The sequence below is a fragment of the Amycolatopsis heterodermiae genome (genome assembly GCF_034929455.1).
Lineage (GTDB): Bacteria > Actinomycetota > Actinomycetes > Mycobacteriales > Pseudonocardiaceae > Amycolatopsis > Amycolatopsis heterodermiae.
The window spans coordinates 159,217-180,581 of record NZ_JAYFSI010000015.1; the positions used below are offsets into that span (position 1 = coordinate 159,217).

The following is a 21,365-nucleotide window of genomic DNA, read 5'->3' on the forward strand; positions in this document are numbered from 1 at the left end:
CAGCCTAAGGAGCGGCCACCAGTTCCGCGGGTTGCCGGGTCGGGGTGCCGAGGCGGGTGAAGGCGAACACGGCCAGGCCCGCCAGCAGCACCGCGCCGGCGGCGTACGGGACGGCGGGGGAGATCTCGTACAGCCCCGTCCCCAGCAGCGGGCCGCCCATGAACGCCAGCGCGCTCGCGGAACCGACCAGCCCGGCGACGGCGCCCTGCTCCTCCCGGGTCGCGAGCAACGTCGGCGCGGACATGAACCCCGGCGTCGCGAACCCCATGCCCGCGCCGAGCACGGCGACACCCACGCCGAGCAGGAGCCCGCTCGACGCGACGACCACGAGCAGCATGCCGCCGGTCATCACGACCGCGCCCACCCGGATGAGCCGCACCGGTGTCCACTTCAGCCGCGGCACGGCCAGCACCTGGACGAGGATGATCATCCCGGCGCCGGCCAGCATGACCAGGCTGGTCACCCGGCTGGTGTCCTGCGCGGCGAGACCCAGCCTGTCCTGCACCAGGAACCCGACGGTCATCAGGACGATCGCCAGCGCGAGGTACAGCCCGAAGCCGATGACCAGGAACGGCCACATGCGCCGGTCGCGCGGGCTGACCTTGACCGTCGGCGCACGTACTTCTCGCGTGGGCGGCTTCGGCAGGCCGATCGCCACCAGGACGGCGATCACCGCCAGGATGGCGGGCGCGACGTAGATCGGGACCATCTGCCCGGCGAGGCTCAGCACCCCGCCGAGCGCGGGCCCGACCGCCAGAGCGAGGCCCTGCGCCGCACCGAACAACGACATTCCGCGTACCCGCTCGGCCGGGCCCGACGTCATGTCGGCGATGTAGGACTGCGCTGTCACCGGTGTTGCCGCCCAGGCGAGCCCGAACACGATCCCGCGGGTGAGCAGGACCAGCGTGAACAGCAGGGGCACGGCCAGGGTGCCGGCCAGCCCGATCCGGGCGACGAGCGCGAACGCCAGGAGCGCGACCATCGCGCCGGCCAGCGAGATCAGCAGGACCGGCCGATGGCCCCACGACGCACCGCGCCGCCCCCAGAACGGGCTGGCCAGCACCACGCCCGCGCCGCCGACCGCCCACACCGCGCCCAGCGCGAGTTCGCTGAACCCGAATTCGCGGGCCAGGGGCGGGAGGATCGGGTTCAGCATCTGCTGCCCCGCCATCAGCCCGAAGACGGCCAGGCACACCACCAGAATGCCTCGCCGGCCGGCGTTCACGCCGCCGCCCTTTCGTGCTCGGTGCCGGAGCGGGGCGTGATGGACAGCAGGTCGGCGGGCTCCTCGACGGCCAGCCGGTGCCACCGGCCGGGCGGGACGACGAACGACTGCCCGGCCCTCAGCGTGGTCACGGGTTCGGGTCCTTCCTCTCTCAGGTAGACGCGCAGCGCGCCGGAGAACACGAGCAGCACCTCGTGGCCGTTCGGGTGCCGCTCCCAGTGGTCGGCGTGCACGGCGGTGTCGCTTTCGGCGTGGAACGCGCCGATCGTCCACAGGCTTTCCGCGTCACCGGTCAGCGCCGCGCGACGGCCGCCGCCGGGGTCACCGGCCTCGGCGGAGCCGTCCGGTCGTAGGTGGATCATGGTCTTGAACAGGTCGTAGTTTTCGAACATGTTCCGAAAGTACCACGAGCGCCGGACGGCTGTCGACCGGCATGATGGACGGCATGCCACGACCCTCCGGCCGCATCGGCCGGCCGCCGACGACCTCACGCCCGCAGATCCTCGAAGCGGCGCGGGTGATCCTCGACAGCGAGGGCTGGCACAAGCTGACGGTCCGGCGGCTGGCCACCGAGCTGGGCGTCGGCGCGACGACGCTCTACCACCACGTCCGCGACAAGGACGACCTGATGATCCAGCTGCTCGACTACCACGCCTCCCGGCTGAAGCGGCCGGAACTGCCGGAGGACCCGCGCGAGCGGATCCTCGTCGCGGCGACCGTCATGCACGACTCCCTGGCCGCCTGGCCGGAGGCGGTGGAGGTCCTCACGGCCGACGACCTGCTCGGCGAGTCGGCGCTGTGGATGGTCGACACGATCGTCGGCGGTGCGATCGGCTGCGGCCGGACCCCGGACGAGGCCGTCGAGCTGTACCGGAACATCTGGTACTACACGGCGGGGGAGATCCTGGTCCGCGTGCGCGCCGCGCGGCGCGCCGCAGAGGACCGGCCGCGCTACCGCGACACCGTCTTCGGGAAGCTGGACGAAGCCCGGTTCCCCAGCCTCGCGGCGATCGGGGAGCGCTGGCCGGAGCTGGCCGAACGCGACACCTTCGCGCGCGGGCTACGGGCCTTCGTCGACGGGATGCTCGCTCAGGAATCCAGGTAGCGCAACACGGCCAGCACCCGGCGGTTGTCCCCTTCGGACGGTGGCAGCCCCAGCTTGCCGAAGATCGACGTCACGTACTTCTCGACCGAACCGGCCGAGAGGAACAGCTTCGCCGCGATCGCGGAGTTCGACCGGCCTTCGGCCATCAAGCCCAGCACCTCGCGTTCGCGCGGGGTGAGCCCGCTGAGCGCGTCGGTCTGGCGGGTCGCCGAGAACAGCTGGCTGACGACCTCGGGGTCGAGGACCGTCTCACCGTCCGCGACCCGGCGCAGCGCGTCCAGGAAGTCCGACACCTCGGCGACGCGGTCCTTCAGCAGGTAGCCGACGCCACCGGCGCGGTCGGCCAGCAGCTGCGACGCGTACTTCGTCTCGACGTACTGGGAGAACAGCAGGATCGCGCAGCCGGGCAGCTCGCCGCGCAGCGCGATCGCCGCCCGCAGGCCCTCGTCGGTGTGCGACGGCGGCATCCGGATGTCCACAATGGACACATCCGGCTCGTGCCCGGTCACCGCGGCGCGCAGGGCGTCGGCGTCCTTCACCGCGGCGACGACCTCGTGGCCCCGGAAGGTCAGCAGCTCCACGAGGCCCTGGCGCAGGATGGTGGAGTCCTCCGCGATGACGATCCGCATGCCGCCGACCCTAGCGGGGCAGCGGTACCCGCGCGGTCACTTCGGTCGGACCGCCCGGCGGGCTGCTCACGGCCAGCTCGCCGTCGACCGTCCGCAGCCGTTCGGCCACCCCGGCCAGCCCGCCGCCGGGCACGATCCGGGCGCCGCCCCGGCCGCTGTCGCGCACGAGCAGCCACAGCACGTCGCGGTCCTCGCGGATCTCGGCCAGCGTCGCCCCGCCGTGCTTGGCGGCGTTCGTCAGCAGCTCGGCGGCGCTGAAGTAGACGATCGTCTCCAGCGACGGCGGCGGGCGGCGGGGCAGGTCCACGGTGACCCGCGCGTCCATGCCGGACGTCGCGACCAGCGTCGAGAGGGCCACGTCGAGACCCGCGTCCAGGGCCGCGGGGTGGATGCCGCGGGCGAGGTCGCGCAGCTCGGTCAGTGCTTGCTTCGCGTTGGTGTGCGCCGCGGTGACCAGCTGCCGGACCTGGGCGACGTCGAGGTCTTCGGCGTTCAGCTCGTCCTTGGCCAGCCCGAGTTTCATCGCCAGCGCCACGAGCTGGGCCTGGGCACCGTCGTGCAGGTCACGCTCGATCCGGCGCAGCCGCAGCGCCGAGTCCTCGACCGCCGTCGCCCGGCTGGCCTCCAGGTCGCGGACGCGTTCGGACAGCACGCGCTCGCCGAGCAGCCCGACCACGAGCAGCCGGTCGAGCGCGACGAAGGCGTGCACCACCCACGGCAGCGCGACGAGCACCAGCAGCCCCGACGCCGACCAGGCGAGCGCGCCCGCCCAGCCGGCGGCGTGGATGCCGAACATCGGCAGCGCGTCCTGGCCCAGCGGGAACCAGAGGAAGGCGTAACTCGTCGCGGCCAGGCCGAAGGTCGTCGCGGTGAACACCGTGAACAGGCCGGCGAGGGTCAGCGGGAGCCGCAGCAGCAGGTAGCCGGCCGTGCGCCAGCCCGCCGGGTCGCCGACGCGCGCCTTCACCCAGCTCCACAGGCCGGGTTTCAGCTCGGGACGGCGTGGGGCGGGCACGCTCACGCCGAGCAGCACCCGGGCCAGCCCGCGGTGGGCGGCGCCGAGGGCACGGGCGTAGAGCAGGGCACCGGCGAGCACGAGGAACCCGACGAGGATCGGCGTCAGCCACAGGCCGAGCGCGAGCACGACGAGCATGCTGAGCAGGGAGAACAGCGTCAGTGGGCCGGAGAGCCACAGCCACGCGTACTCGGCCCAGAAGTCCCGCGCGGCCAGCGGCCCGAACACCCGGCGCAGCGGATGGGGGCGGGGGAGATCGAGGCTGGTCACGGCTCCAGTCTCACCGGCCGGGGCCCCGCTGCCCATCCGGATTTCCCCCAGGGTCGGCGGGGGCGCCCCCGAATTCCACGCTACCGGGCGGCACCGACAGATCCGGTTGCCGGGACGCCGCGAGTGGCACGTTCAGGGACGCCAGGTCCCTGAACGTGCCACTCGCGGCTTTGGCGAAGCGCGCGAAAGCCGCTCCGAGGACGCCGTGGTCCTCGAAGCGGCTTTCGCGGAAACGTTTGCGCTGCGCGATCGCCCGGTGAAGTCGCCGAGCGGCGTGGCCGGCCCGATGAGATGACCCGGTGCGACGCCGCACGCGGTGTTGCCCGGCGTCACTGGCTCGGGATACAACGGCGCCGGCGAGCCGCACAGCGCGAATTCGTCACCGGCCCGCCGGGGCGCCCCCCCGTTATCCACGCTACCGGCCAGGGCCGACGGTTCCCGCGCCGGAAAGCGCGCGAAAGCCGCTTCGAAGACCTTCCGGCCCTCAAAGCGGCTTTCGTGGAAGCTCTCAGTCGTCGAGTTCCGGGTCCACGCGGTCCTCGCGTGCCTTCTGCGCCGCTTCGCGCATCTCGATGACGTCGGTGAGCCAGTCACCGGTTTCGCGGGCTATGTCGCGTACCGCGCCGGTGATGATGGTCGCGATGTTGCCGATGTGGGTGGCGGCCGACTCGGTGATCACCTGGACCGTGTCCTTGCCGCTCTCGAACTGCCCGACCATGAGCATCGTCCTTCTATGCCGCGCGGAGTTCCTGGTCGCGCTCTACCGTAGCGCCTTCACGCGGGGCGCCGTTCCACGGCAGCGCGAGCTTCACCAGCTTCTTCGCCACCGACCACAGCTGCTTGTGCAGCGGGCCCGTGTGGTACGGCAGGCCGTACTTCTCGCACAGCGCGCGCACCTCGCCGGCGATCTCCGGGTACCGGCGGGCCGGGATGTCCGGGAACAGGTGGTGCTCGATCTGGTGCGACAGGTTCCCGCTCATGATGTGGAACAGCGGGCCGCCGGTGATGTTCGCCGAGCCCAGGATCTGCCGCAGGTACCACTGGCCCCGCGATTCCGCAGCCGTCTCCTCCTCGGTGAAGCTCTCGACGTCGGCGGGGAAGTGCCCGCAGAAGATGATCGAGAACGACCACAGGTTGCGGACCAGGTTCGCGGTCGCGTTGCCGGCGAAGGTCAGCGGCGCGAGCGGGCCGGTCAGCAGCGGGAACAGCACGTAGTCCTTGCCGACCTGCCGCGACGCCTTGCGCACCATCTTCCGGACGACCTCGGTGGTGTCCGACCACTTGCGTTCGCCCTTGACGATCCGGTCGAACTCCAGGTCGTGCAGCATCACGCCCCACTGGAAGAACACCGCCAGCGCCACCGCGTACACCGGGTTGCCCAGGTAGTACGGGTGCCACTTCTGCGCCGGGTCCATCCGCAGGACGCCGTAACCGATGTCGCGGTCCTTGTCGAGGATGTTGGTGTACGTGTGGTGGATGTAGTTGTGCGAATGCCGCCAGTTCTCGGCGGGCGCCACGTTGTCCCACTCGAAGCGCTGCGAGCTCAGCGCAGGGTCGCGCGTCCAGTCGTACTGGCCGTGCATGACGTTGTGGCCGATCTCCATGTTGTCGAGGACCTTCGCCAGCGACAGCGCGCCGACGCCGGCGAGCCACGCGGGCGGGAAGAACCCGGCGAACAGCAGCGCCCGCCCGGCGACCTCGAGGCCACGCTGGGTCTTGATCACGTTGTGGATGTAGTCGACGTCTTCCTGGCCGAGGTCGTCGACGATCCGCTGCCGCAGCGCGTCGAGCTCGCGGCCGAATTCGTCGACCTGCTCGGGGGTGAGTCGGTCCTGCAGGCCGGTCATGGTGGGAACTCCTTAAGCGTCGATCTCGACGTCCCCGACGGGGACGGAGATGCAGAGCTGGATCTCTTCGTCTTCTTCGCCGGAAACCTCGCCCGTCTTGGCGTTGCGGACGCGGCCGGCCGTCTTGAGCTGGGTGCAGGAGAAGCAGATGCCCATCCGGCAGCCGTGCTCCGGGGACAGCCCGGCCTCCTCCGCCTGCTCCAGCAACGGCTTCCCGGAGTTGGCGCACTCGCGCCCGCTGCGCTTGAAGCGCACCTGGCCCTCGGCGTTCGCCGTGTCGAAGGTCAACGTCGGTGGCGTGAACTCTTCGGTGTGCACCCGTTCACCGAGCTGATCACGGACGGCGTCCATGAGCGGCTTCGGGCCGCAAACGAAGGTTTCCGCGTCGCGGTACCACGGCGCGGCCGTCTCGAGGTGCTCCGGCGAGAAGAAGCCGCGCAGGTCGCCGCCGGTCTTCGCGTGGGTGTACGCGTGCACGACGCGCAGCCCGGGGTGCCGGGCGGCGAGTTCGGCCAGCTCGGTGCGGTAGAGCACGTCGGACGGGCCGTTCGAGTAGTGCAGGAACACGATCTCGCCGGGGTGGCCCTCGTCGACGAGGGTGCGCGCCATGGCGAGCACCGGGGTGATCCCGCTGCCGCCGCTGATCAGCAGCACCCGGCCCGGCCGGGTGGCGGGCAGCGTGAACGTGCCGTCCGGTGTGGACAGTCCGACCACGGAGCCGACGCCGATCGCGTGGTTCAGGTGCCCGGAGACCAGGCCCTGCTCCTTGATCGTGAACTCGAGTTCGCCGGAGGCGTGCTGCGAGCCGCACGGCGAGTAGCAGCGCGTGCGCCGGACGCCGTCGATCGCCACCTGCAGGCGGACGTACTGCCCGGCGGTGAAACCGGGCCACGCGCGGCTCGGCTGCACGGTCAGGGTGACGCTGTCGGGCGTCTGCTTCCGCACGGCCGTGACCAGCCCGCGGACCTCGCGCCGGACCAGCATCGGGTCGACGAGCTCGAGGTACCGGTCCATTCCGTGGGGCGTCAGCAGCGCCTCGGCGAGCGAGGCGAGCCGGCGGACCCGCCTGGGCATGAGCGCCGTCATCGGACCTCCTCGATTACAGTGAACGACTGTACACTCAACAGTGCACGGCATGAGTGGACGACCTGTCAACGCGAGAGGCGGAGGATGTGACGTGAGCAACGCGGTGGACATCCGTACGCTGGAGGATGTGTCCGAAGAGCCGGTGAGCCGCCAGGAGCGCAAGCAGCGTACGCGCCAGGCGTTGCTGGACACGGCACTGGACCTGCTGGCCGACCGCCCGTTCGCCAGCCTGTCCCTGCGCGAGGTCGCGAAGGGCGCGGGCCTGGTGCCGACGGCCTTCTACCGCCACTTCGCCTCGATGGAGGAACTCGGCGTCGCGCTCGTCGAAGAAACGACCCGCACGCTGCGCGGCATGATCCGGTCCGCGCGCACCGACCCGGACACCTACCAGGGGATGATCAGCGCCTCGGTGGCCACGCTGCACCAGTTCGTGCGCGCCAACGAGGACCACTTCCGGTTCCTGACGCGCGAGCGGTACGGCGGCGGCCCGCTCGCCAGGGCCATCGGCGTCGAGCTGCGCATGTTCTCCGGCGACCTCGCGATCGACCTCGCCCGGTTCGCGACGCTGCGCTCGTGGCCGACCGACGACCTCCACATGCTCGCCGACTTGATCGTTTCCGTGATGCTGACGACGATTGTCGAACTGCTGGAAGCACGGCCCGGTGAAGATCCGAAAATCACCGGAATGGCGGAAAAACGGCTGCGGTTGATCCTTCTCGGCGTTCCGCACTGGAAGACTCGCTGAGCGATTCCTGCACGTCGCCGGTACTTCTGGCAATACGGCGAGACTTGCGACTCAGGTCGCTGGGGACTGTCGGTCCGGCGTGGTACAACCCACGAATCGTTCCTCGCCGATGAGGAGGTCGTGTGGCGGACAGCGAACAGCATCAGCAGCTCACCGTGGGTGTGGTGACCGAGTCACGCCCCGGGGAGCGCCGGGTGGCCATGGTCCCGAAGCTCGTCGGGAGGCTCGCGCAGCGTGGTCTGCGGGTCCTCGTCGAACCGGGCGCCGGGGCCGGGGCACACCTCAGCGACGACGCCTACACCCAGGCCGGCGCCGAACTCGGCGACGCGTGGAAAGCGCCCGTCGTCGTCAAGGTGAACCCACCCTCGGTCGACGAGGTCGCGAGGCTGGGCCGGGGCACCGTGCTCATCGGCTTCCTCGACCCGCGCGGCAACCCGGAAGGGCTCGCGAAGCTCGAGGAGGCCGGCCTCCGGGCGTTCGCGATGGAGGCCGTCCCGCGGATCTCCCGGGCCCAGGCGATGGACGCGCTGTCGTCCCAGGCCAGCATCGGCGGCTACCGCGCGGTGCTGCTCGCGGCCCAGAAACTGCCGCGGTTCTTCCCGATGCTGACCACCGCGGCCGGCACCGTGCCCCCGGCGAAGGTGCTGGTGCTCGGCGCCGGCGTCGCCGGGCTGCAGGCCCTGGCCACCGCGAAGCGGCTCGGCGCGCAGACCACCGGCTACGACGTCCGGCCCGAGGTCGGCGAGCAGGTCAAGTCGCTCGGCGCGCAGTTCCTCGACCTCGGCATCGAGGCTGTCGGCGAAGGCGGGTACGCCCGCGAGCTGACGCCGGAGGAGCGCGAGGAGCAGCAGCGCCGGCTCACCGAAGCCATCACGAGGTTCGACGTCGTGATCACCACGGCGCTGGTGCCCGGGCGCAAGGCGCCGACCCTGGTCACCGCGGACGCCGTCAAGGGCATGCCCGCCGGGTCCGTCGTGGTCGACCTGGCCGGCGAGAGCGGCGGCAACTGCGAGCTGACCAAACCGGGGGAGGACGTCGTGGAGCACGACGTCACCATCTCGTCTCCGCTGAACCTGCCCGCCGAAATGCCTTCGCACGCCAGTGAGCTCTACGCCCGCAACGTCACCGAGCTGCTGGAGCTGCTCGTGACGAAGGAGGGCGAGCTGAAGCTGGACTTCGAGGACGAGATCGTCGCCGGTGCCTGCGTGGCCGGGCGCGAAGGGAGCGCGTCGTGAGTCCACTCGTGCAGAACCTGGCGGTGCTGGTGCTCGCCGGGTTCGTCGGCTTCGCCGTCATCTCGAAGGTGCCCAACACGCTGCACACGCCGCTGATGTCCGGCACCAACGCGATCCACGGCATCGTGCTGCTGGGCGGGCTGGTCGTGCTCGGCCTCGGCGTCGACGGCGTGTTCAACAAGATCCTGCTGGTCATCGCGATCGCCTTCGGCACGATCAACGTCGTCGGCGGCTTCCTGGTCACCGACCGGATGCTGTCGATGTTCAAGGCGAAGAAGCCCACGGCCGCCGACGAGGAGGACGAGAAGTGATCGACTTCGTCGCGATCCTCTACATCGTCGCGTTCGCCCTCTTCATCTACGGCCTGATGGGCCTCACCGGCCCGCGCACCGCGGTCCGCGGCAACTGGATCGCCGCGGTCGGCATGGGCGTCGCCGTGATCGCCACCCTGCTCACCCCGGGCATGGGCAACTGGCTGCTGATCGTCCTCGGCGTCGCGATCGGCGCGCTGGTCGGCGTGCCGTCCGCGCGCAAGGTCAAGATGACCGCGATGCCGCAGATGGTGGCGCTGTTCAACGGCGTCGGCGGCGGCGCGGTCGCGCTCATCGCGTGGGTCGAGTTCAACTCGACCGACGGCTACGCGCACGAGCCGGCGTACATCGCCATCGCGTCCCTGTTCGCCGCGATCATCGGGTCGATCTCCTTCTGGGGCTCCAACATCGCCTTCGGCAAGCTGCAGGAGCTGATCAGCGGCCGCCCGATCACCATGGGCAAGCTGCAGCAGCCGGTCAACGCGCTGCTCCTGCTGATCGCGCTCGCGTGCGCGGTGATCATCGTGGCCGGCGGCGACTCCGGCTGGCTGATCATCGGGCTGCTCGTCGCGGCGGGCATCCTCGGCCTCACCGTGGTGCTGCCGATCGGCGGCGCGGACATGCCGGTGGTGATCTCGCTGCTCAACGCGTTCACCGGGCTGTCGGCGGCGGCCATGGGCCTGGCGCTGGACAACACGGCGCTGATCGTGGCCGGCATGATCGTCGGCGCGTCCGGCTCGATCCTGACCAACCTGATGGCCAAGGCGATGAACCGGTCCATCCCGGCGATCATCGCCGGTGGCTTCGGCGGTGGACCGGCGGTCTCGTCCGGCGGCGGCGCCAAGGAGGAGCGCCCGGTGCGCTCGACGAGCGCGGCCGACACGGCGATCCAGATGGCCTACGCCAGCAAGGTGGTCGTGGTGCCGGGGTACGGCATGGCCGTGGCGCAGGCGCAGCACACCGTCCGCGAGATGGCGAAGCTGCTGGAGAAGAAGGGCATCACGGTCGAGTACGCGATCCACCCGGTCGCCGGCCGGATGCCCGGGCACATGAACGTGCTGCTCGCCGAGGCCGACGTGCCGTACGAGCAGCTCAAGGAGATGGACGAGATCAACTCCGAGTTCGCCCAGACCGACGTCGCGCTGGTGATCGGCGCGAACGACGTCACCAACCCGGCCGCGCAGACCGACCCGACGTCGCCGATCTACGGGATGCCGATCCTCAAGGTCAACGAGAGCCGGTCCGTGATCGTCTTGAAACGCGGCATGAGCTCGGGCTTCGCCGGGATCGACAACGACCTGTTCTACGATCCCAAGACCAGCATGCTCTTCGGCGACGCCAAGTCGTCGGTGGGCGAGATCGTGGAGGAACTCAAGGCGTTATGACGAGCGGGTCGGATGTGCGTGCGGCGTTCACCGACCCGGCCGAGAACCTCGCGTTCGACGAAGCGCTCCTCCGGGTTGCGCCGGAGTCACCGGTCGTGTGGCTCTGGCGCAACCCGGTCTGCGTCGTGGTGGGGCGCGGGCAGCGGATCGCGCGTGAGGTGCACGCCGACGCGTGTGCACGTGACGGCGTCCCGGTGCTGCGGCGCGCCAGCGGCGGCGGCACCGTGTTCCACGACCCGGGCAACCTCAACGTCACGCTGGTGATGCCGGGCCCGGCCGACCGGCCGCTCGAAGCGCTCGGCAAGGTGATGAGCGCCGCCGTCGACCAGCTCGGGCTGGTGCCGCGGATCGGCGATCGCGGCCTGTTCGTCGACGACGCGAAGCTGTGCGGCTTCGCCGTCTTCCGCACCAAGACCGGGCTGCTGGCCCATTCGACGCTGCTGGTCGAGACGTCCGCCGCGCTCGTCGGGCGTTACCTGACGAGTGCGCCGCCGGACCCGCGCCCGCTCGACTCGCACCGCAGCCCCGTCGCGTCGCTGGCCGAGCACGGCCTGCGGCCCGGCTTCCCGGCGGTCGAAGCCGCGGTGCGCGCGGCGGCGTCGCAGTTCCTCGGGACGCTGGTGCCGCGCCCGCCGTCCGCGGCCGAACTGTCCCGGCAGCGGGCGCTGCTGCACACCCGCTACCGGTACCCGTCCTGGCACGCGGACGGGGCCCAGCGCGCGGCCTGACTCTGTCTACTGTGGACTTACTCGGCGGCCGAGAACGTCACCGTGGGCACCTTGCGGGCCGAGGCGCGGGTCGTCTTCTTCGGCTCCGCGACCTTCCAGGCGCGAGCGGGCTCGGCCTTCGCGGCGGTGGTCTTCGCGCGGGTGGTCGTCTTCGCCGGGGCCGCGGCCTTGGCGGCCGCCTTGGTGGTCCGCGCCTTGGCCGGTGCGGCGGCGGTCTTCGGTGCTGCCTTGGTGGCGCGGGCCTTGGCCGGGGCAGCCGCCGCCGCGGTGCGACGGCCGGCGACCGGCTTCGCCGTCTTCGGGGCAGCCTTGGCGCGGGGTTTCTTCGCGCCCGGGACGATCCGGGGTTGGCGCTTGCGGCCTCCGGTGCGGCGGCCGGCGTCGGCGTAACGCTGCAGGAGGGCCCGCAGAGTTTCGGCGTTGGCGAAGGAGAGGTCGATGTCGTAGTCGATGCCGTCGAGCGCGAACCCGACGGTCTCCCCGGCGGCCTCGCCGGTCAGGTCGTCCAGCACCCGCACAGCCGTGTTCCTGGCCACCACAAACCTCCCGTGCTTCGAACGTGTGACAGTCGCGTGCACCGGGTCTCGGCGACACCCCGGTGCCGCCGATAACTTGCAGCTTCCTGACGAGGATAGCCGTTGGCTTGCGCGATCTCGCGTGGTGGTGTGCGCTGATGCCATGTCCGGACAGACGTTTGACGTAGTGGTGATCGGCGGCGGCCCGGTGGGCGAAGTGGCCGCCGAACGAGCGGTGCGCGGTGGCCTCAAGACCGCCTTGGTCGAGCACGAACGATTCGGGGGTGAGTGCTCCTACTGGGCGTGCGTCCCCAGCAAGGCCTTGCTGCGGCCGGGAAACCTGCTCGCCGCGGCCAAGCGGATCCCGGGGGTGCCGGTCGGCGACGCGCTCGACCCGGCGCAGGTGTTCGCCCGCCGGGACTGGTTCACCGGCAAGGGCGACGACACGGGCCAGTTCGAGTGGGCCCGCGGCGCGGGCATCGAGCCGATCCGCGGGCACGGTGTCATCACCGGCGAGCGCGAAGTGACCGTGGACGGCGACCGCGTCCTGACCGCGCGGCACGCGGTGATCGTGTGCACCGGCAGCGTCCCGAACACCCCGAAGATCCCGGGGCTCGACACGATCCGGCCGTGGGGCTCGCGCGAGGCGACCTCGGCCTCGGCCGTGCCGGCCCGGCTCGGCGTCCTCGGCGGCGGCGTGGTCGGCGTCGAGATGGCGCAGGCCTGGGCGACCCTCGGCGCGCAGGTGCACCTGGTGATCACCGGCGAGCGCCCGTTGCCGCGCAACGCGGAGTTCGTCGGCGACCTGGTGCTGCACGGGCTGCGGGAAGCCGGCGTGTTCGTCCACACGATGTCCGGGGTCGAGAAGGTCGCCGCGGTCGACGGCGGCACCGAGCTGACCCTGAAGGACGGCGAGGTGCTCGTCGTCGACGAGTTCCTGGTGGCGACCGGGCGGCGTCCCGGCACCGCCGGTCTCGGCCTGGAGAGCATCGGCGTCGAGGCCGGCGGCCCGCTCACCATCGACGACACCGGCCAGGTGTCCGCAGTGGACGGTGGCTGGCTCTTCGCCGCGGGTGACGTTACCGGCCGCGCGCCGCTGACCCACCAGGGCAAGTACGGCGCCCGCGCGGCGGCCGACACGGTGGCCGCGCTGGCCAAGGGCGAGAAGGTCGACACGTCGCCGTGGAGCCCGTTCACGGCCACCGCCGACCACCACGCCGTGCCGCAGGTCGTGTTCACCGACCCGGAGGTCGCCTCCGTCGGCCTGTCGGACGCGCGCGAGGGCTCGGCCGACCGCGTCGTCGACATCGACATCGCGGTGGCGGGATCGTCGCTGCACGCGGACGGCTACCGGGGCAAGGCCCGGATCGTCGTCGACACCGAGCGGAACGTGCTGCTCGGCGTGACGTTCGTCGGCCAGGACGTCGCGGAGCTGCTGCACTCGGCGACGATCGCGATCGTCGGGGAGGTGCCGCTGGACCGGCTGTGGCACGCGGTGCCGTCGTTCCCGACGATCAGCGAGGTGTGGCTGCGGCTGCTGGAGGCCTACGGGCTCTGATTCACTGGGCGGGCAGGTCCAGGGCGGCCTTCGCGGCCCTGGCCAGGCCGGGATCGTCCGGAGTGGACGGTCCCGGCACCCACACCGCCTGCACCACCCGGACGGACGTGCCCTCCAGCTTGGAGGTGTAGGCGGCGTTCTCGAACTTCGGCGCCGGACCGCTCCACTTGCCGGTCTCGGCGGCGAGGTCGAGGATCCCGCCGCCGCCCGGAGTGTCGGTGACCGCCTTGAAGGCGGCGGCCTGCGCGGCATCGGGGAAGGCGACGATGCCGATGGTCACCGCGCCCGCCCGGCCATCGACGGTCGCGGTGTAGCTCGCCCGCCGCACGCCCGAGCAGCTGGTCTGCTGCAGGCTGGCCTGCGCGTCCCCGAAGGCGTGCGACGCGCACCGCTGGTCCCCGTCGGCGGCCCGCAGCGAGAACTGCAGGCTCTCGGCGGGCGCGGCCTTGGTGGGCGGCGGAGCGGCGGGCGCCTGGCTCGGACTGGCGGGCGCGGCGGTGGTGTCGTCCCCGCTGGTGGCGACGACCACCGCGGCAACAACGAGAGCGACCAGCAACCCGATGGCCCCCAGCGGCAGCCACCGCACGGTCCGCGAGGTCGGCGCGGCCGTCGGTCGCGGCCGCGGGACGTCCTGCCAGGGGGCGGCCGCCGCGCCGGGGTGCGGCAGGGTTTCGGTGCGTTCGGCCGGCTCGGGGGAGTCGGTCCGCTCGGTGTCGGCGTGCGCGGCCGGCCGGTAGGGCGGGATCTGTTCGGCCCCGGGAAAGAGCGGCAGGACGGCAGCGGGCTTACCGAGGGATTCGGTGCGCTCGGGGTCGGTGCGTTCGGGGTCTGGCTTGCGAAGGGTTTCGGTGCGTTCGGAGTCCGGCTTGCCGAGGCTCCTGGTGCGTTCAGGGTCCGGCTCGCGGAGGATTTCGGTGCGTTCGGAGTCCGCGAAGCCGGGCTCGGCGGATTTCGTGGTGCCGGGAGACGAGGCCGCGTTCGCAGCCGAGCCGGCAGCCTGCGCGGGGGCGGAATCCGCAGGAGCCGCAGCAGGTTCAGCAACGGAGGTTCGCGCCGAACCCGAGTCGGTGGGTTTCGTGCTGCGGACCGCAGCGGTGTCCGGAGCCGCTTCGGCGGTCGCGGTCGTGTCCTGAGGGGTGGTTCGTCCCGGAGCGGGCTCGGCGAGTTTTGTGGTGCCGTGAGCTGCTGCGGTGTTCGGAACTGCGGGAGCCGATTCGCCTGGCGCGCTGGGTTCGGCGGATTTCGTACCGCCAAGAGCCGCCACGGAGCCTGCTTCAGCCGGGACCGTGGGTTCCTTGGTCTGCGGGGAAGCGGCTGGGGTTCGCGGTGGAGCGGGTTCGGCGGTTTTCGTGCTGCCGAGAGCTGCTGCCGTGTTCGGAGTCGTTGCGGAGGTTGATTCGAGCGTGAGACTGGTCTCTGGGGGAGAGGCTGGAGTCCGAGCGGGGGCGGACTCGGTCGGGTTCGTGCTGCCGGGAGCTGCCGCCGTGTTCTGAGTTGCCGCGGAGGTTGATTCGAGCGGGACAGCGGTCTTCGGGGAGGCTGGAGTCCGCGTGGGAGCGGACTCGGTCGGCTCCGTGCTGCCGGGAGTCGCTGCGGTGTTCAGAGCTGCCGTGGGGTTTGATTCGGCCACGGCGGTGGGTTCCCCGGCCAGCTGGGAAGTGGCGGGGGCCGTTGCCGTGCTCGGAGCCGCAACGGTGTCACCGGAATCGGCGGAATTCGCGGCGTCGGACCTTGCCGCAGTGTCCAAAATGGTCGCCGAAGTCTCCGCCGGAGCGGAATCCGCGGGCGCCGCGGAATCCGGCAGCTTTGGGATGCCAACAGCACTCGGAGCGATTTGCGTTCTGCCACTTGCACTCGGCGTTTCGGTGCGCCAATCCGCCAGCCCACGCGCAGGCGTTCCCGAAACCTGGGACGGCACCCGCGGCGCTGTGTCCCAAAGGGACTCCGGTGGGGTGTCGTCGCTGAATCGGCTGAATCCCTCGCCCAGGAGGACTTCGTCCGAGAAGTCCGGGGCGTCCGGGGCCAGGCCGCGGATCAGGGCCCTCACCTGGTCCACCGACCTCGGACGGTGGGCCGTCGCCAGGGAGACCGTCGCTGCCAGCATCGTCGTGGGGGTCGGGTGCAGGACGCGGACCGGGCCCGCCAGGTCGCTTGCCGGCTGGTCGACCGTCTCCACGTACGGGCCGACCGCCACGATCGTGCCCACCGGGGCCGTGCCCGGGACCAGTTCCACGATGCGGCTTTCGCAGGCCTGGGACAGGTCCAGGGCTTCCGTCGCCGGGTTGACCGCCTCGTCGTCGGCCACCAGGGGCCAGCCGTCGGCCCGCCATTCCGCGCCCAGCGGGGCTTCCAGCCGCAGCGCCGGGTCCGGCAGGTCGACGCCGATGACGATGATCACGCCGTGGGGCAGCAGAACCACCGCCTCGACCGGGCGATCGGTCACCGTCCCCACGCCGATCAGCGCGATCCCGCCGACGACGGTGCTGCCGCGGCCCAGGGAGGCCAGCGCCGCCCGGACGTCGTCGGCCACCCGGGACTGCTGCCGCTCGAGGCGCACCAGTCGCACCGAAAACCCTCCCTGCTCGTCGTTCCGGATCATCACGCTAGCGCGCCCGGCCGTATCCACGGTGCGACACGGGCGGGACGCGGCCGTGTGCCCACCGAAAGTGGTGCTGCGGGTGACTTGTGGTGTTCGTGTGGCCAAACAGCACGGTTGGGGTGCAGAATGTGCTACAACGCATCGGAGGCGGTATTCGGGAGCCGCACTGAGGCCACGCAGCTCGATTTCAGGGCGTAGGGGAAGACGTCCCTCGTCGAGCAAGCGGAGGTAGCAGTGAGCACCCGTGGCAGCACCCGAGGTGTGGTGTACGTCCACTCGTCGCCGTCTGCGGTGTGTCCGCACGTCGAGTGGGCTATTTCGGGCACCCTCAACGCCCGAGTCGACCTGAAGTGGACGGCGCAGCCGGCCAGTCCGGGTCAGCTTCGCGCCGAATGCGGCTGGCGCGCGCCCGCGGGCACCGGCGCCAGATTGGCGTCCGCTCTCAAGGCGTGGCCGATGATCCGGTTCGAAGTGACCGAAGAGCCCAGCGCGGGCGTCGACGGCGAACGGTTCTGCTTCGCGCCCGGGCTCGGCCTGTGGCACGGACGGACCAGCGCCAACGGCGACATCGTGGTGGGCGAGGACCAGCTGCGCGCACTCGTGAGCATGACACGCGGCGGCGAGTCGCTGGCCCACAAGCTCGACGAACTCCTGGCCGCGAGCTGGGACGAAGCGCTCGAGCCGTACCGTCACGCCGGTGACGGTGCTCCGGTGACCTGGCTGCACCAGGTCGGCTAGCGCCGGGTGAGGACCGGTGGCGGGGCCGGTACGCTCTTCGGCGTGACGACCCCCGCCCCCAGCTCCCGCCAGCGCTGGCTGGTGCCCGTCGTGGTCGTGGTGCTGTCCGTGACCGTGGGCGGCGGACTGCTCGCGCGCGAGCTCTACCGCCGTCCCGACCAGCCCGCCGCGGACACCTCGGCGCCCGCGACGTCGCAGGCGTCGGCCAGCACCGGCCCGCCCGCCCCGTCCGGCGCGGTCGCGATGATGCCGGACGCCCAGTTCCACCCGCAGGCCGACCAGGTGCGCAGGGTGCTGGAAACGTACTTCGCGGCCATCAACGCCCAGAAGTACCAGCAGTGGACCACGGTGGTCACCGCGGAACGGGTGGCTCAGCAGCCGCCCACCACCTGGAAGAACGGCATCCGCACCACAAAGGACACCGACGCCGTCGTCTACCGGATCGAGCGCGGCTCCGGCTCGTCGCTGCGGGTCCTGGTCGGGTTCCGGAGCGAGCAGAACGTCGAAGACGCCCCGGACTGGTTCGCCGAGCCGTGCATCCAGTGGCGGCTCGTGATGCCCATGGTCTTCGAGAACTCCGCGCTGCGGATCGCCGCCGTCGACAGCGGCCTGCAACCCGAACACCAGAAATGCTGAAGCACCGAACGAGAAAGGGCCCGGCCGAAGCCGGGCCCTTTTCGTTTACCAGCGTGCTCAGGCCGCCGGGGTGAACAGCAGGGCGGTGTTGTGGCCGCCGAACCCGAACGAGTTGCTGATCGCCGCGGTCAGCTCGACCTTGCGCGGTTCGCCCGACACGACGTCGAGCTGCACCCGCGGGTCCAGGTCGGTCAGGTTCATCGTGGCCGGCACGATGCCGTGGTACACCGAAAGGATCGTGATGATCCCCTCGACGGCGCCGGCCCCGCCGACCAGGTGACCCATCGAACCCTTGGGCGCCGTGACGATCGCGTGGTCGCCGACGGCCTTGCGGATCGCGGCCGCCTCGCCGATGTCACCGACCACAGTGGACGTCGCGTGCGCGTTCACGTGCCCGACGTCCGCCGCGGTGACGCCGGCCATCTTCATCGCCGCGCGCATCGCGGCGATCTGGCCGATGCCCTCGGGGTGGTTGCCGGTGATGTGGTAGGCGTCCGAGGTGATGCCGTGCCCGGCGATCGTCGCGTAGACGCGCGCCCCGCGGGCCTTCGCCAGGTCCGCGCGCTCCAGGATGACCACGCCCGAACCCTCACCGAGGACGAAGCCGTCCCGGTTCGCGTCGAACGGCCGGGATGCCGCCCCCGGGTCGTCGTTGCGCGTGGACACCGTGCGGGCCTGGGCGAACCCGGCCAGCGTGATCGGGTGGATGCACGCTTCGGCACCCCCGGCGACCACGACGTCGGCGCGGCCGGAGCGGATCATCTCCACCCCGCTCGCGATGCCTTCGGCGCCCGAGGCACAGGCCGAGGCCGGGGAGTGCACCCCGGCCCGCGCCTTCAGGTCGATGCCCACGTGCGCGGCCGGGCCGTTCGGCATCAGCATCGGCACGGTCAGCGGCGACACCTTGCGGAGACCCTGCTGGTGCAACAGATCGTTCTGGGTGAGCAGGGTGACCGGGCCGCCGACGCCGGTACCGATCGACACGCCGAGGCGGTCGGGGTCGACGTCGGTGTGCTCGTCCGTCGGTTCGGCGAACCCGGCGTCGGCCCACGCCTGGCGGGCGGCGATCAGCGCGACCTGCTCGCAGCGGTCCAGCCTGCGGGCCTGCACCCGCGGGAGGACTTCCGAGGGATCGACGGCCAGCATGCCGCCGATCTTGACCGGCAGCTGCAGCTCCTCGACCCAGTCGGCCTCGATCGTCCGGACCCCGCTCCGCCCGGCCAGCAGACCGTCCCAGGTGGACGTCACGTCCCCGCCGAGAGGTGTGGTGGCGCCGAGACCGGTGATCACGACGTCGATGTTGCTCATGGGAGTCTCCTCAAGGAGGGGAACAGGACTTACTTCGAGTTGGCCGACACGTAGTTGACGGCGTCGCCCACGGTCTTCAGGTTGGCGAGCTCGTCGTCCGGGATCTTGACGCCGAACTTGTCCTCGGCCTGCACGGCGATCTCGACCATCGACAGCGAGTCGATGTCCAGGTCGTCCACGAACGACTTCTCGGCGGTGACGTCGTCCTGAGCCACACCGGCCACCTCTTCGACGATCTCGGCGAGGCCGGCGAGGATCTCAGCGTTGTCAGCCATGGGGTAGTTCCCTTCTCGGTCTTACTTGGGGTTCTTGTCCGGCGGGCGAGTGCCCGCCGGGAGCGTAGCGGTCAGGGGCAGACGAACGCCTGCCCGGCGTAGGACAGGCCCGCGCCGAAGCCGACGGCCAGCACCACGTCACCGGACTTCGCCGTCCCGGCCTTGCGCATGTGGTCCAGCGCGAGGGGGATGGACGCCGACGAGGTGTTGCCGGAGTACCTGATGTCGTCGGCGACGACCATGTCTTCACGGGCCCCGTTGGCTCGCAGCTTCTTCGCGATCGCCTCGACGATGCGCAGGTTGGCCTGGTGTGGGATCAGCACGTCCACATCGGACGGCTTCAGCCCGGCGACCTCGAGGGCGCGCAGCGCGATCGGCGCGATCTGGGTGGTCGCCCACCGGAAGACCGACTGGCCCTCCTGGTAGATGAACTTCTCCTCGGTCATCCCGATCAGGTCGACGAGGTCGCCGGCGCTGCCCCAGGAGACCGGGCCGATCTGCGGCTCGTCGGACGCGCCGACGACCGCGGCGCCCGCGCCGTCGGCGAAGATGATCGCGTTCGCGCGGTCGGTCGGGTTCACCGAGTCGGTGAGCTTCTCGGCGCCGATCACGAGGACGGTCTTGGACGAGCCCGCGCGGATCAGGTCCGACGCGACGCCCAGGCCGTAGCAGAAGCCGGCGCACGCGGCGTTGAGGTCGAACGCGCCGGGGTTCGGGATGCCGATCCGGGCGGCGACCTGCGCGGCGGCGTTCGGGATCTGCGTCGGCATCGTGCAGTTCGGCAGGATCACCGTGTCCACTTCGGACGGGTCGACGCCGGCGTCGGCCAGCGCGGCGGTGCCGGCGGCGACGGCCATGTCGGTGAGCAGCTCGTCCTTCTCGGCGAAGCGGCGCTCGATGATGCCGACGCGCGTCTGGATCCACTCGTCGTTGGTGTCCATGATCTTCGAGAGGTCGTCGTTGGTGACGATCCGCTCGGGCTGGAAGCTGCCGACGCCCAGCACGCGGCTGCCGCGGGAGCCCGGGTTGAGGCTCAGGGCCGGTCGGTCGGTCACGAGGCGTCCTCCTGGCGCAGCGCCGCCAGTTCGGCCGGCGTCTTCAGCGCGGTGGTAGTGGTGACGACGCCCTTGAGCTGCCGCTTGACCAGGCCGGTCAGCGTGCCCGCGGGCGCGAGTTCGACGGTGCGGGTGACGCCCAGCGAGACCAGGCCGTCCATCGTCAGGTCCCAGCGGACCGACCGGGTGACCTGGGCGACGAGCCGCTCCAGGTACTCGGTCCCGCTGGTGACGACGGCGCCGTCCGCGTTGGACAGCAGCGGGCGGGTCGGGTCGGCGGGCGTCAGCTCGGCGGCGTGGGCGCGCAGCGCCTCTTCGGCGGGCGCCATGTAGTGCGTGTGGAACGCGCCGGCGACCTTGAGGGCGCGGATCTTCGTGCCCTCGAGCGGTTCGGCGACGATCTTCGCGATGGTGTCGGCGGCACCGGAGGCGACGATCTGCCCCGCTCCGTTGCGGTTCGCCGCGGCGAGGCCCTGGCCTTCCAGCCACGCGACGACCTGCTCTGGGTCCCCGAGCATCACCGCGGCCATCGACGTCGGCTCCATCGCGCACGCCTTGGCCATCTCGGCGCCGCGGACGGCGGCGAGCGCGACGGCGTCGGCGGGCTCGAGCACGCCGGCGATCGCGGCGGCGGCCAGCTCGCCCACCGAGTGCCCGGCGACCGGCGCGTCCGCGGGGACGGGCGAGGTGGCCTGGAGGTGCTCGAAGGTGAGCAGCGACAACGCGACGATCAGCGGCTGCGCGATCGCGGTGTCCTGGATCTCCTCGGCTCCGGCTTCCGTGCCGAGGCGGAGCAGATCGAGCCCCGCGCGCTCGGACCACTGCGCGACGCGCTCGCGGGCGCCGTCGAGGTCGAGCCAGGGCGTGAACATACCGGGGGCCTGGGACCCCTGACCGGGAGCGAGCACTGCTGCTGTCACCCTCTAAGACAACACGGGGACGGTCCTCCAGCGGGATGCCGACGCTCACAGTGTCTGCCGCGCGTCTTTGTCGGAAACCTCCAAAGACGCGCCGTGCGACCTCGCACGTAACCCGGAAGCCTTGTCGGGTTCACTGTAATCTGGGTCACGCGGGAGCGGAAGGGCACGGCCTCACCGGGG

22 protein-coding genes are annotated in these 21,365 nt (G+C 71.3%); 9 read left to right on the forward strand and 13 right to left on the reverse strand.

Translation table 11 applies throughout. From position 1 onward, the window contains the following. Positions 1 to 4 precede the first annotated feature (4 nt). Both VA596_RS43250 and VA596_RS43255 read right to left on the reverse strand, forming a co-directional pair. The gene (locus tag VA596_RS43250; RefSeq protein ID WP_323335617.1) at positions 5 to 1,225 is read right to left on the reverse strand and encodes an MFS transporter; all 1,221 of its coding nucleotides are present in this window, start codon (positions 1,223 to 1,225) and stop codon (positions 5 to 7) included. Next, positions 1,222 to 1,617 (reverse strand): cupin domain-containing protein, encoded by a 396-nt coding sequence (locus tag VA596_RS43255; RefSeq protein ID WP_323335618.1) that lies wholly within the window; start codon positions 1,615 to 1,617, stop codon positions 1,222 to 1,224. The genes VA596_RS43250 and VA596_RS43255 overlap by 4 nt, the downstream gene beginning before the upstream one ends. Positions 1,618 to 1,670: 53 nt before the next feature. Between VA596_RS43255 and VA596_RS43260 the strand changes: the two genes are divergently transcribed. Next, positions 1,671 to 2,330, forward strand: coding sequence for a TetR/AcrR family transcriptional regulator (locus tag VA596_RS43260; RefSeq protein ID WP_323335620.1), 660 nt, complete (start codon positions 1,671 to 1,673; stop codon positions 2,328 to 2,330). On the opposite strand, the gene VA596_RS43265 is transcribed toward VA596_RS43260, so the two are convergent. From VA596_RS43265 to VA596_RS43285, 5 genes are all read right to left on the reverse strand, one after another. After that, a complete protein-coding gene (locus VA596_RS43265) occupies positions 2,315 to 2,959 on the reverse strand; it encodes a response regulator transcription factor (protein ID WP_323335621.1) in 645 nt (214 codons plus the stop codon). The genes VA596_RS43260 and VA596_RS43265 overlap by 16 nt on opposite strands. 10 nt (positions 2,960 to 2,969) lie before the next feature. Beyond that, entirely contained in the window at positions 2,970 to 4,280 is a 1,311-nt protein-coding gene (locus tag VA596_RS43270; RefSeq protein WP_323335622.1) for a sensor histidine kinase, read from the reverse strand. Positions 4,281 to 4,752: 472 nt separating this feature from the next. After that, on the reverse strand, positions 4,753 to 4,962 hold the full coding sequence (locus tag VA596_RS43275) for a hypothetical protein (protein ID WP_323335623.1): 210 nt from the start codon (positions 4,960 to 4,962) through the stop codon (positions 4,753 to 4,755). Between the two features lie 13 nt (positions 4,963 to 4,975). Continuing rightward, on the reverse strand, positions 4,976 to 6,091 hold the full coding sequence (locus tag VA596_RS43280; protein WP_323335625.1) for a fatty acid desaturase family protein: 1,116 nt from the start codon (positions 6,089 to 6,091) through the stop codon (positions 4,976 to 4,978). A gap of 12 nt (positions 6,092 to 6,103) precedes the next feature. After that, entirely contained in the window at positions 6,104 to 7,177 is a 1,074-nt protein-coding gene (locus VA596_RS43285) for a ferredoxin reductase (protein ID WP_323335627.1), read from the reverse strand. A 91-nt stretch (positions 7,178 to 7,268) separates the two neighbouring features. Between VA596_RS43285 and VA596_RS43290 the strand changes: the two genes are divergently transcribed. The 5 genes from VA596_RS43290 (at position 7,269) to VA596_RS43310 (ending at position 11,581) form a co-directional block, all read left to right on the forward strand. Beyond that, positions 7,269 to 7,922: a TetR family transcriptional regulator gene (locus VA596_RS43290; protein WP_323335629.1), complete on the forward strand. Its 654-nt coding sequence runs from the start codon at positions 7,269 to 7,271 to the stop codon at positions 7,920 to 7,922. 122 nt (positions 7,923 to 8,044) lie between these two features. Further along, positions 8,045 to 9,157: a Re/Si-specific NAD(P)(+) transhydrogenase subunit alpha gene (locus tag VA596_RS43295; RefSeq protein WP_323335631.1), complete on the forward strand. Its 1,113-nt coding sequence runs from the start codon at positions 8,045 to 8,047 to the stop codon at positions 9,155 to 9,157. After that, positions 9,154 to 9,468 (forward strand): NAD(P) transhydrogenase subunit alpha part 2, encoded by a 315-nt coding sequence (locus VA596_RS43300; RefSeq protein ID WP_323335633.1) that lies wholly within the window; start codon positions 9,154 to 9,156, stop codon positions 9,466 to 9,468. The genes VA596_RS43295 and VA596_RS43300 overlap by 4 nt, the downstream gene beginning before the upstream one ends. Next, on the forward strand, positions 9,465 to 10,853 hold the full coding sequence (locus VA596_RS43305) for an NAD(P)(+) transhydrogenase (Re/Si-specific) subunit beta (RefSeq protein WP_323335634.1): 1,389 nt from the start codon (positions 9,465 to 9,467) through the stop codon (positions 10,851 to 10,853). Before VA596_RS43300 ends, VA596_RS43305 begins: the two co-directional genes overlap by 4 nt. Beyond that, the gene (locus tag VA596_RS43310; RefSeq protein ID WP_323335636.1) at positions 10,850 to 11,581 is read left to right on the forward strand and encodes a lipoate--protein ligase family protein; all 732 of its coding nucleotides are present in this window, start codon (positions 10,850 to 10,852) and stop codon (positions 11,579 to 11,581) included. The genes VA596_RS43305 and VA596_RS43310 overlap by 4 nt, the downstream gene beginning before the upstream one ends. Before the next feature lie 17 nt (positions 11,582 to 11,598). Here VA596_RS43310 and VA596_RS43315 read toward each other — a convergent pair whose 3' ends face one another. Continuing rightward, positions 11,599 to 12,117: an Lsr2 dimerization domain-containing protein gene (locus VA596_RS43315; RefSeq protein WP_323335638.1), complete on the reverse strand. Its 519-nt coding sequence runs from the start codon at positions 12,115 to 12,117 to the stop codon at positions 11,599 to 11,601. A 142-nt stretch (positions 12,118 to 12,259) separates the two neighbouring features. Between VA596_RS43315 and VA596_RS43320 the strand changes: the two genes are divergently transcribed. Beyond that, a complete protein-coding gene (locus VA596_RS43320; protein ID WP_323335640.1) occupies positions 12,260 to 13,654 on the forward strand; it encodes a dihydrolipoyl dehydrogenase family protein in 1,395 nt (464 codons plus the stop codon). A gap of 1 nt (position 13,655) precedes the next feature. On the opposite strand, the gene VA596_RS43325 is transcribed toward VA596_RS43320, so the two are convergent. After that, a complete protein-coding gene (locus tag VA596_RS43325; RefSeq protein ID WP_323335641.1) occupies positions 13,656 to 16,220 on the reverse strand; it encodes a hypothetical protein in 2,565 nt (854 codons plus the stop codon). A 267-nt stretch (positions 16,221 to 16,487) separates the two neighbouring features. Here VA596_RS43325 and VA596_RS43330 point away from each other — a divergent pair, with 267 nt between their 5' ends. Together VA596_RS43330 and VA596_RS43335 are read left to right on the forward strand one after the other, a co-directional pair. Beyond that, positions 16,488 to 16,991 (forward strand): DUF3145 domain-containing protein, encoded by a 504-nt coding sequence (locus tag VA596_RS43330; RefSeq protein WP_323335642.1) that lies wholly within the window; start codon positions 16,488 to 16,490, stop codon positions 16,989 to 16,991. A 42-nt stretch (positions 16,992 to 17,033) separates the two neighbouring features. Further along, positions 17,034 to 17,627 (forward strand): hypothetical protein, encoded by a 594-nt coding sequence (locus tag VA596_RS43335; protein WP_323335643.1) that lies wholly within the window; start codon positions 17,034 to 17,036, stop codon positions 17,625 to 17,627. Positions 17,628 to 17,684: 57 nt separating this feature from the next. On the opposite strand, the gene VA596_RS43340 is transcribed toward VA596_RS43335, so the two are convergent. The 4 genes from VA596_RS43340 to VA596_RS43355 all read right to left on the reverse strand — a co-directional run bounded on the left by VA596_RS43340 (position 17,685) and on the right by VA596_RS43355 (position 21,185). Continuing rightward, entirely contained in the window at positions 17,685 to 18,935 is a 1,251-nt protein-coding gene (locus VA596_RS43340; RefSeq protein WP_323335644.1) for a beta-ketoacyl-[acyl-carrier-protein] synthase family protein, read from the reverse strand. 29 nt (positions 18,936 to 18,964) lie between these two features. Beyond that, complete coding sequence (locus VA596_RS43345) at positions 18,965 to 19,210, reverse strand: acyl carrier protein (RefSeq protein WP_004559006.1); 246 nt, start codon at positions 19,208 to 19,210, stop codon at positions 18,965 to 18,967. Positions 19,211 to 19,281: 71 nt separating this feature from the next. After that, positions 19,282 to 20,265: a beta-ketoacyl-ACP synthase III gene (locus VA596_RS43350; RefSeq protein ID WP_323335650.1), complete on the reverse strand. Its 984-nt coding sequence runs from the start codon at positions 20,263 to 20,265 to the stop codon at positions 19,282 to 19,284. Continuing rightward, positions 20,262 to 21,185: an ACP S-malonyltransferase gene (locus tag VA596_RS43355; RefSeq protein ID WP_323335651.1), complete on the reverse strand. Its 924-nt coding sequence runs from the start codon at positions 21,183 to 21,185 to the stop codon at positions 20,262 to 20,264. The genes VA596_RS43350 and VA596_RS43355 overlap by 4 nt, the downstream gene beginning before the upstream one ends. Positions 21,186 to 21,365: the final 180 nt, after the last annotated feature.

Excerpts from the sequence above, each read along its gene's own strand:
- VA596_RS43255 (WP_323335618.1), bottom strand. The coding sequence starts at position 1,617 with ATGTTCGAAAACTACGACCTGTTCAAGACCATGATCCACCTACGACCG.
- VA596_RS43260 (WP_323335620.1), top strand. The coding sequence starts at position 1,671 with ATGCCACGACCCTCCGGCCGCATCGGCCGGCCGCCGACGACCTCACGC.
- VA596_RS43265 (WP_323335621.1), bottom strand. The coding sequence starts at position 2,959 with ATGCGGATCGTCATCGCGGAGGACTCCACCATCCTGCGCCAGGGCCTC.
- VA596_RS43270 (WP_323335622.1), bottom strand. The coding sequence starts at position 4,280 with ATGGGCAGCGGGGCCCCGGCCGGTGAGACTGGAGCCGTGACCAGCCTC.
- VA596_RS43275 (WP_323335623.1), bottom strand. The coding sequence starts at position 4,962 with ATGGTCGGGCAGTTCGAGAGCGGCAAGGACACGGTCCAGGTGATCACC.
- VA596_RS43280 (WP_323335625.1), bottom strand. The coding sequence starts at position 6,091 with ATGACCGGCCTGCAGGACCGACTCACCCCCGAGCAGGTCGACGAATTC.
- VA596_RS43285 (WP_323335627.1), bottom strand. The coding sequence starts at position 7,177 with ATGACGGCGCTCATGCCCAGGCGGGTCCGCCGGCTCGCCTCGCTCGCC.
- VA596_RS43310 (WP_323335636.1), top strand. The coding sequence starts at position 10,850 with ATGACGAGCGGGTCGGATGTGCGTGCGGCGTTCACCGACCCGGCCGAG.
- VA596_RS43320 (WP_323335640.1), top strand. The coding sequence starts at position 12,260 with ATGTCCGGACAGACGTTTGACGTAGTGGTGATCGGCGGCGGCCCGGTG.
- VA596_RS43340 (WP_323335644.1), bottom strand. The coding sequence starts at position 18,935 with ATGAGCAACATCGACGTCGTGATCACCGGTCTCGGCGCCACCACACCT.
- VA596_RS43345 (WP_004559006.1), bottom strand. The coding sequence starts at position 19,210 with ATGGCTGACAACGCTGAGATCCTCGCCGGCCTCGCCGAGATCGTCGAA.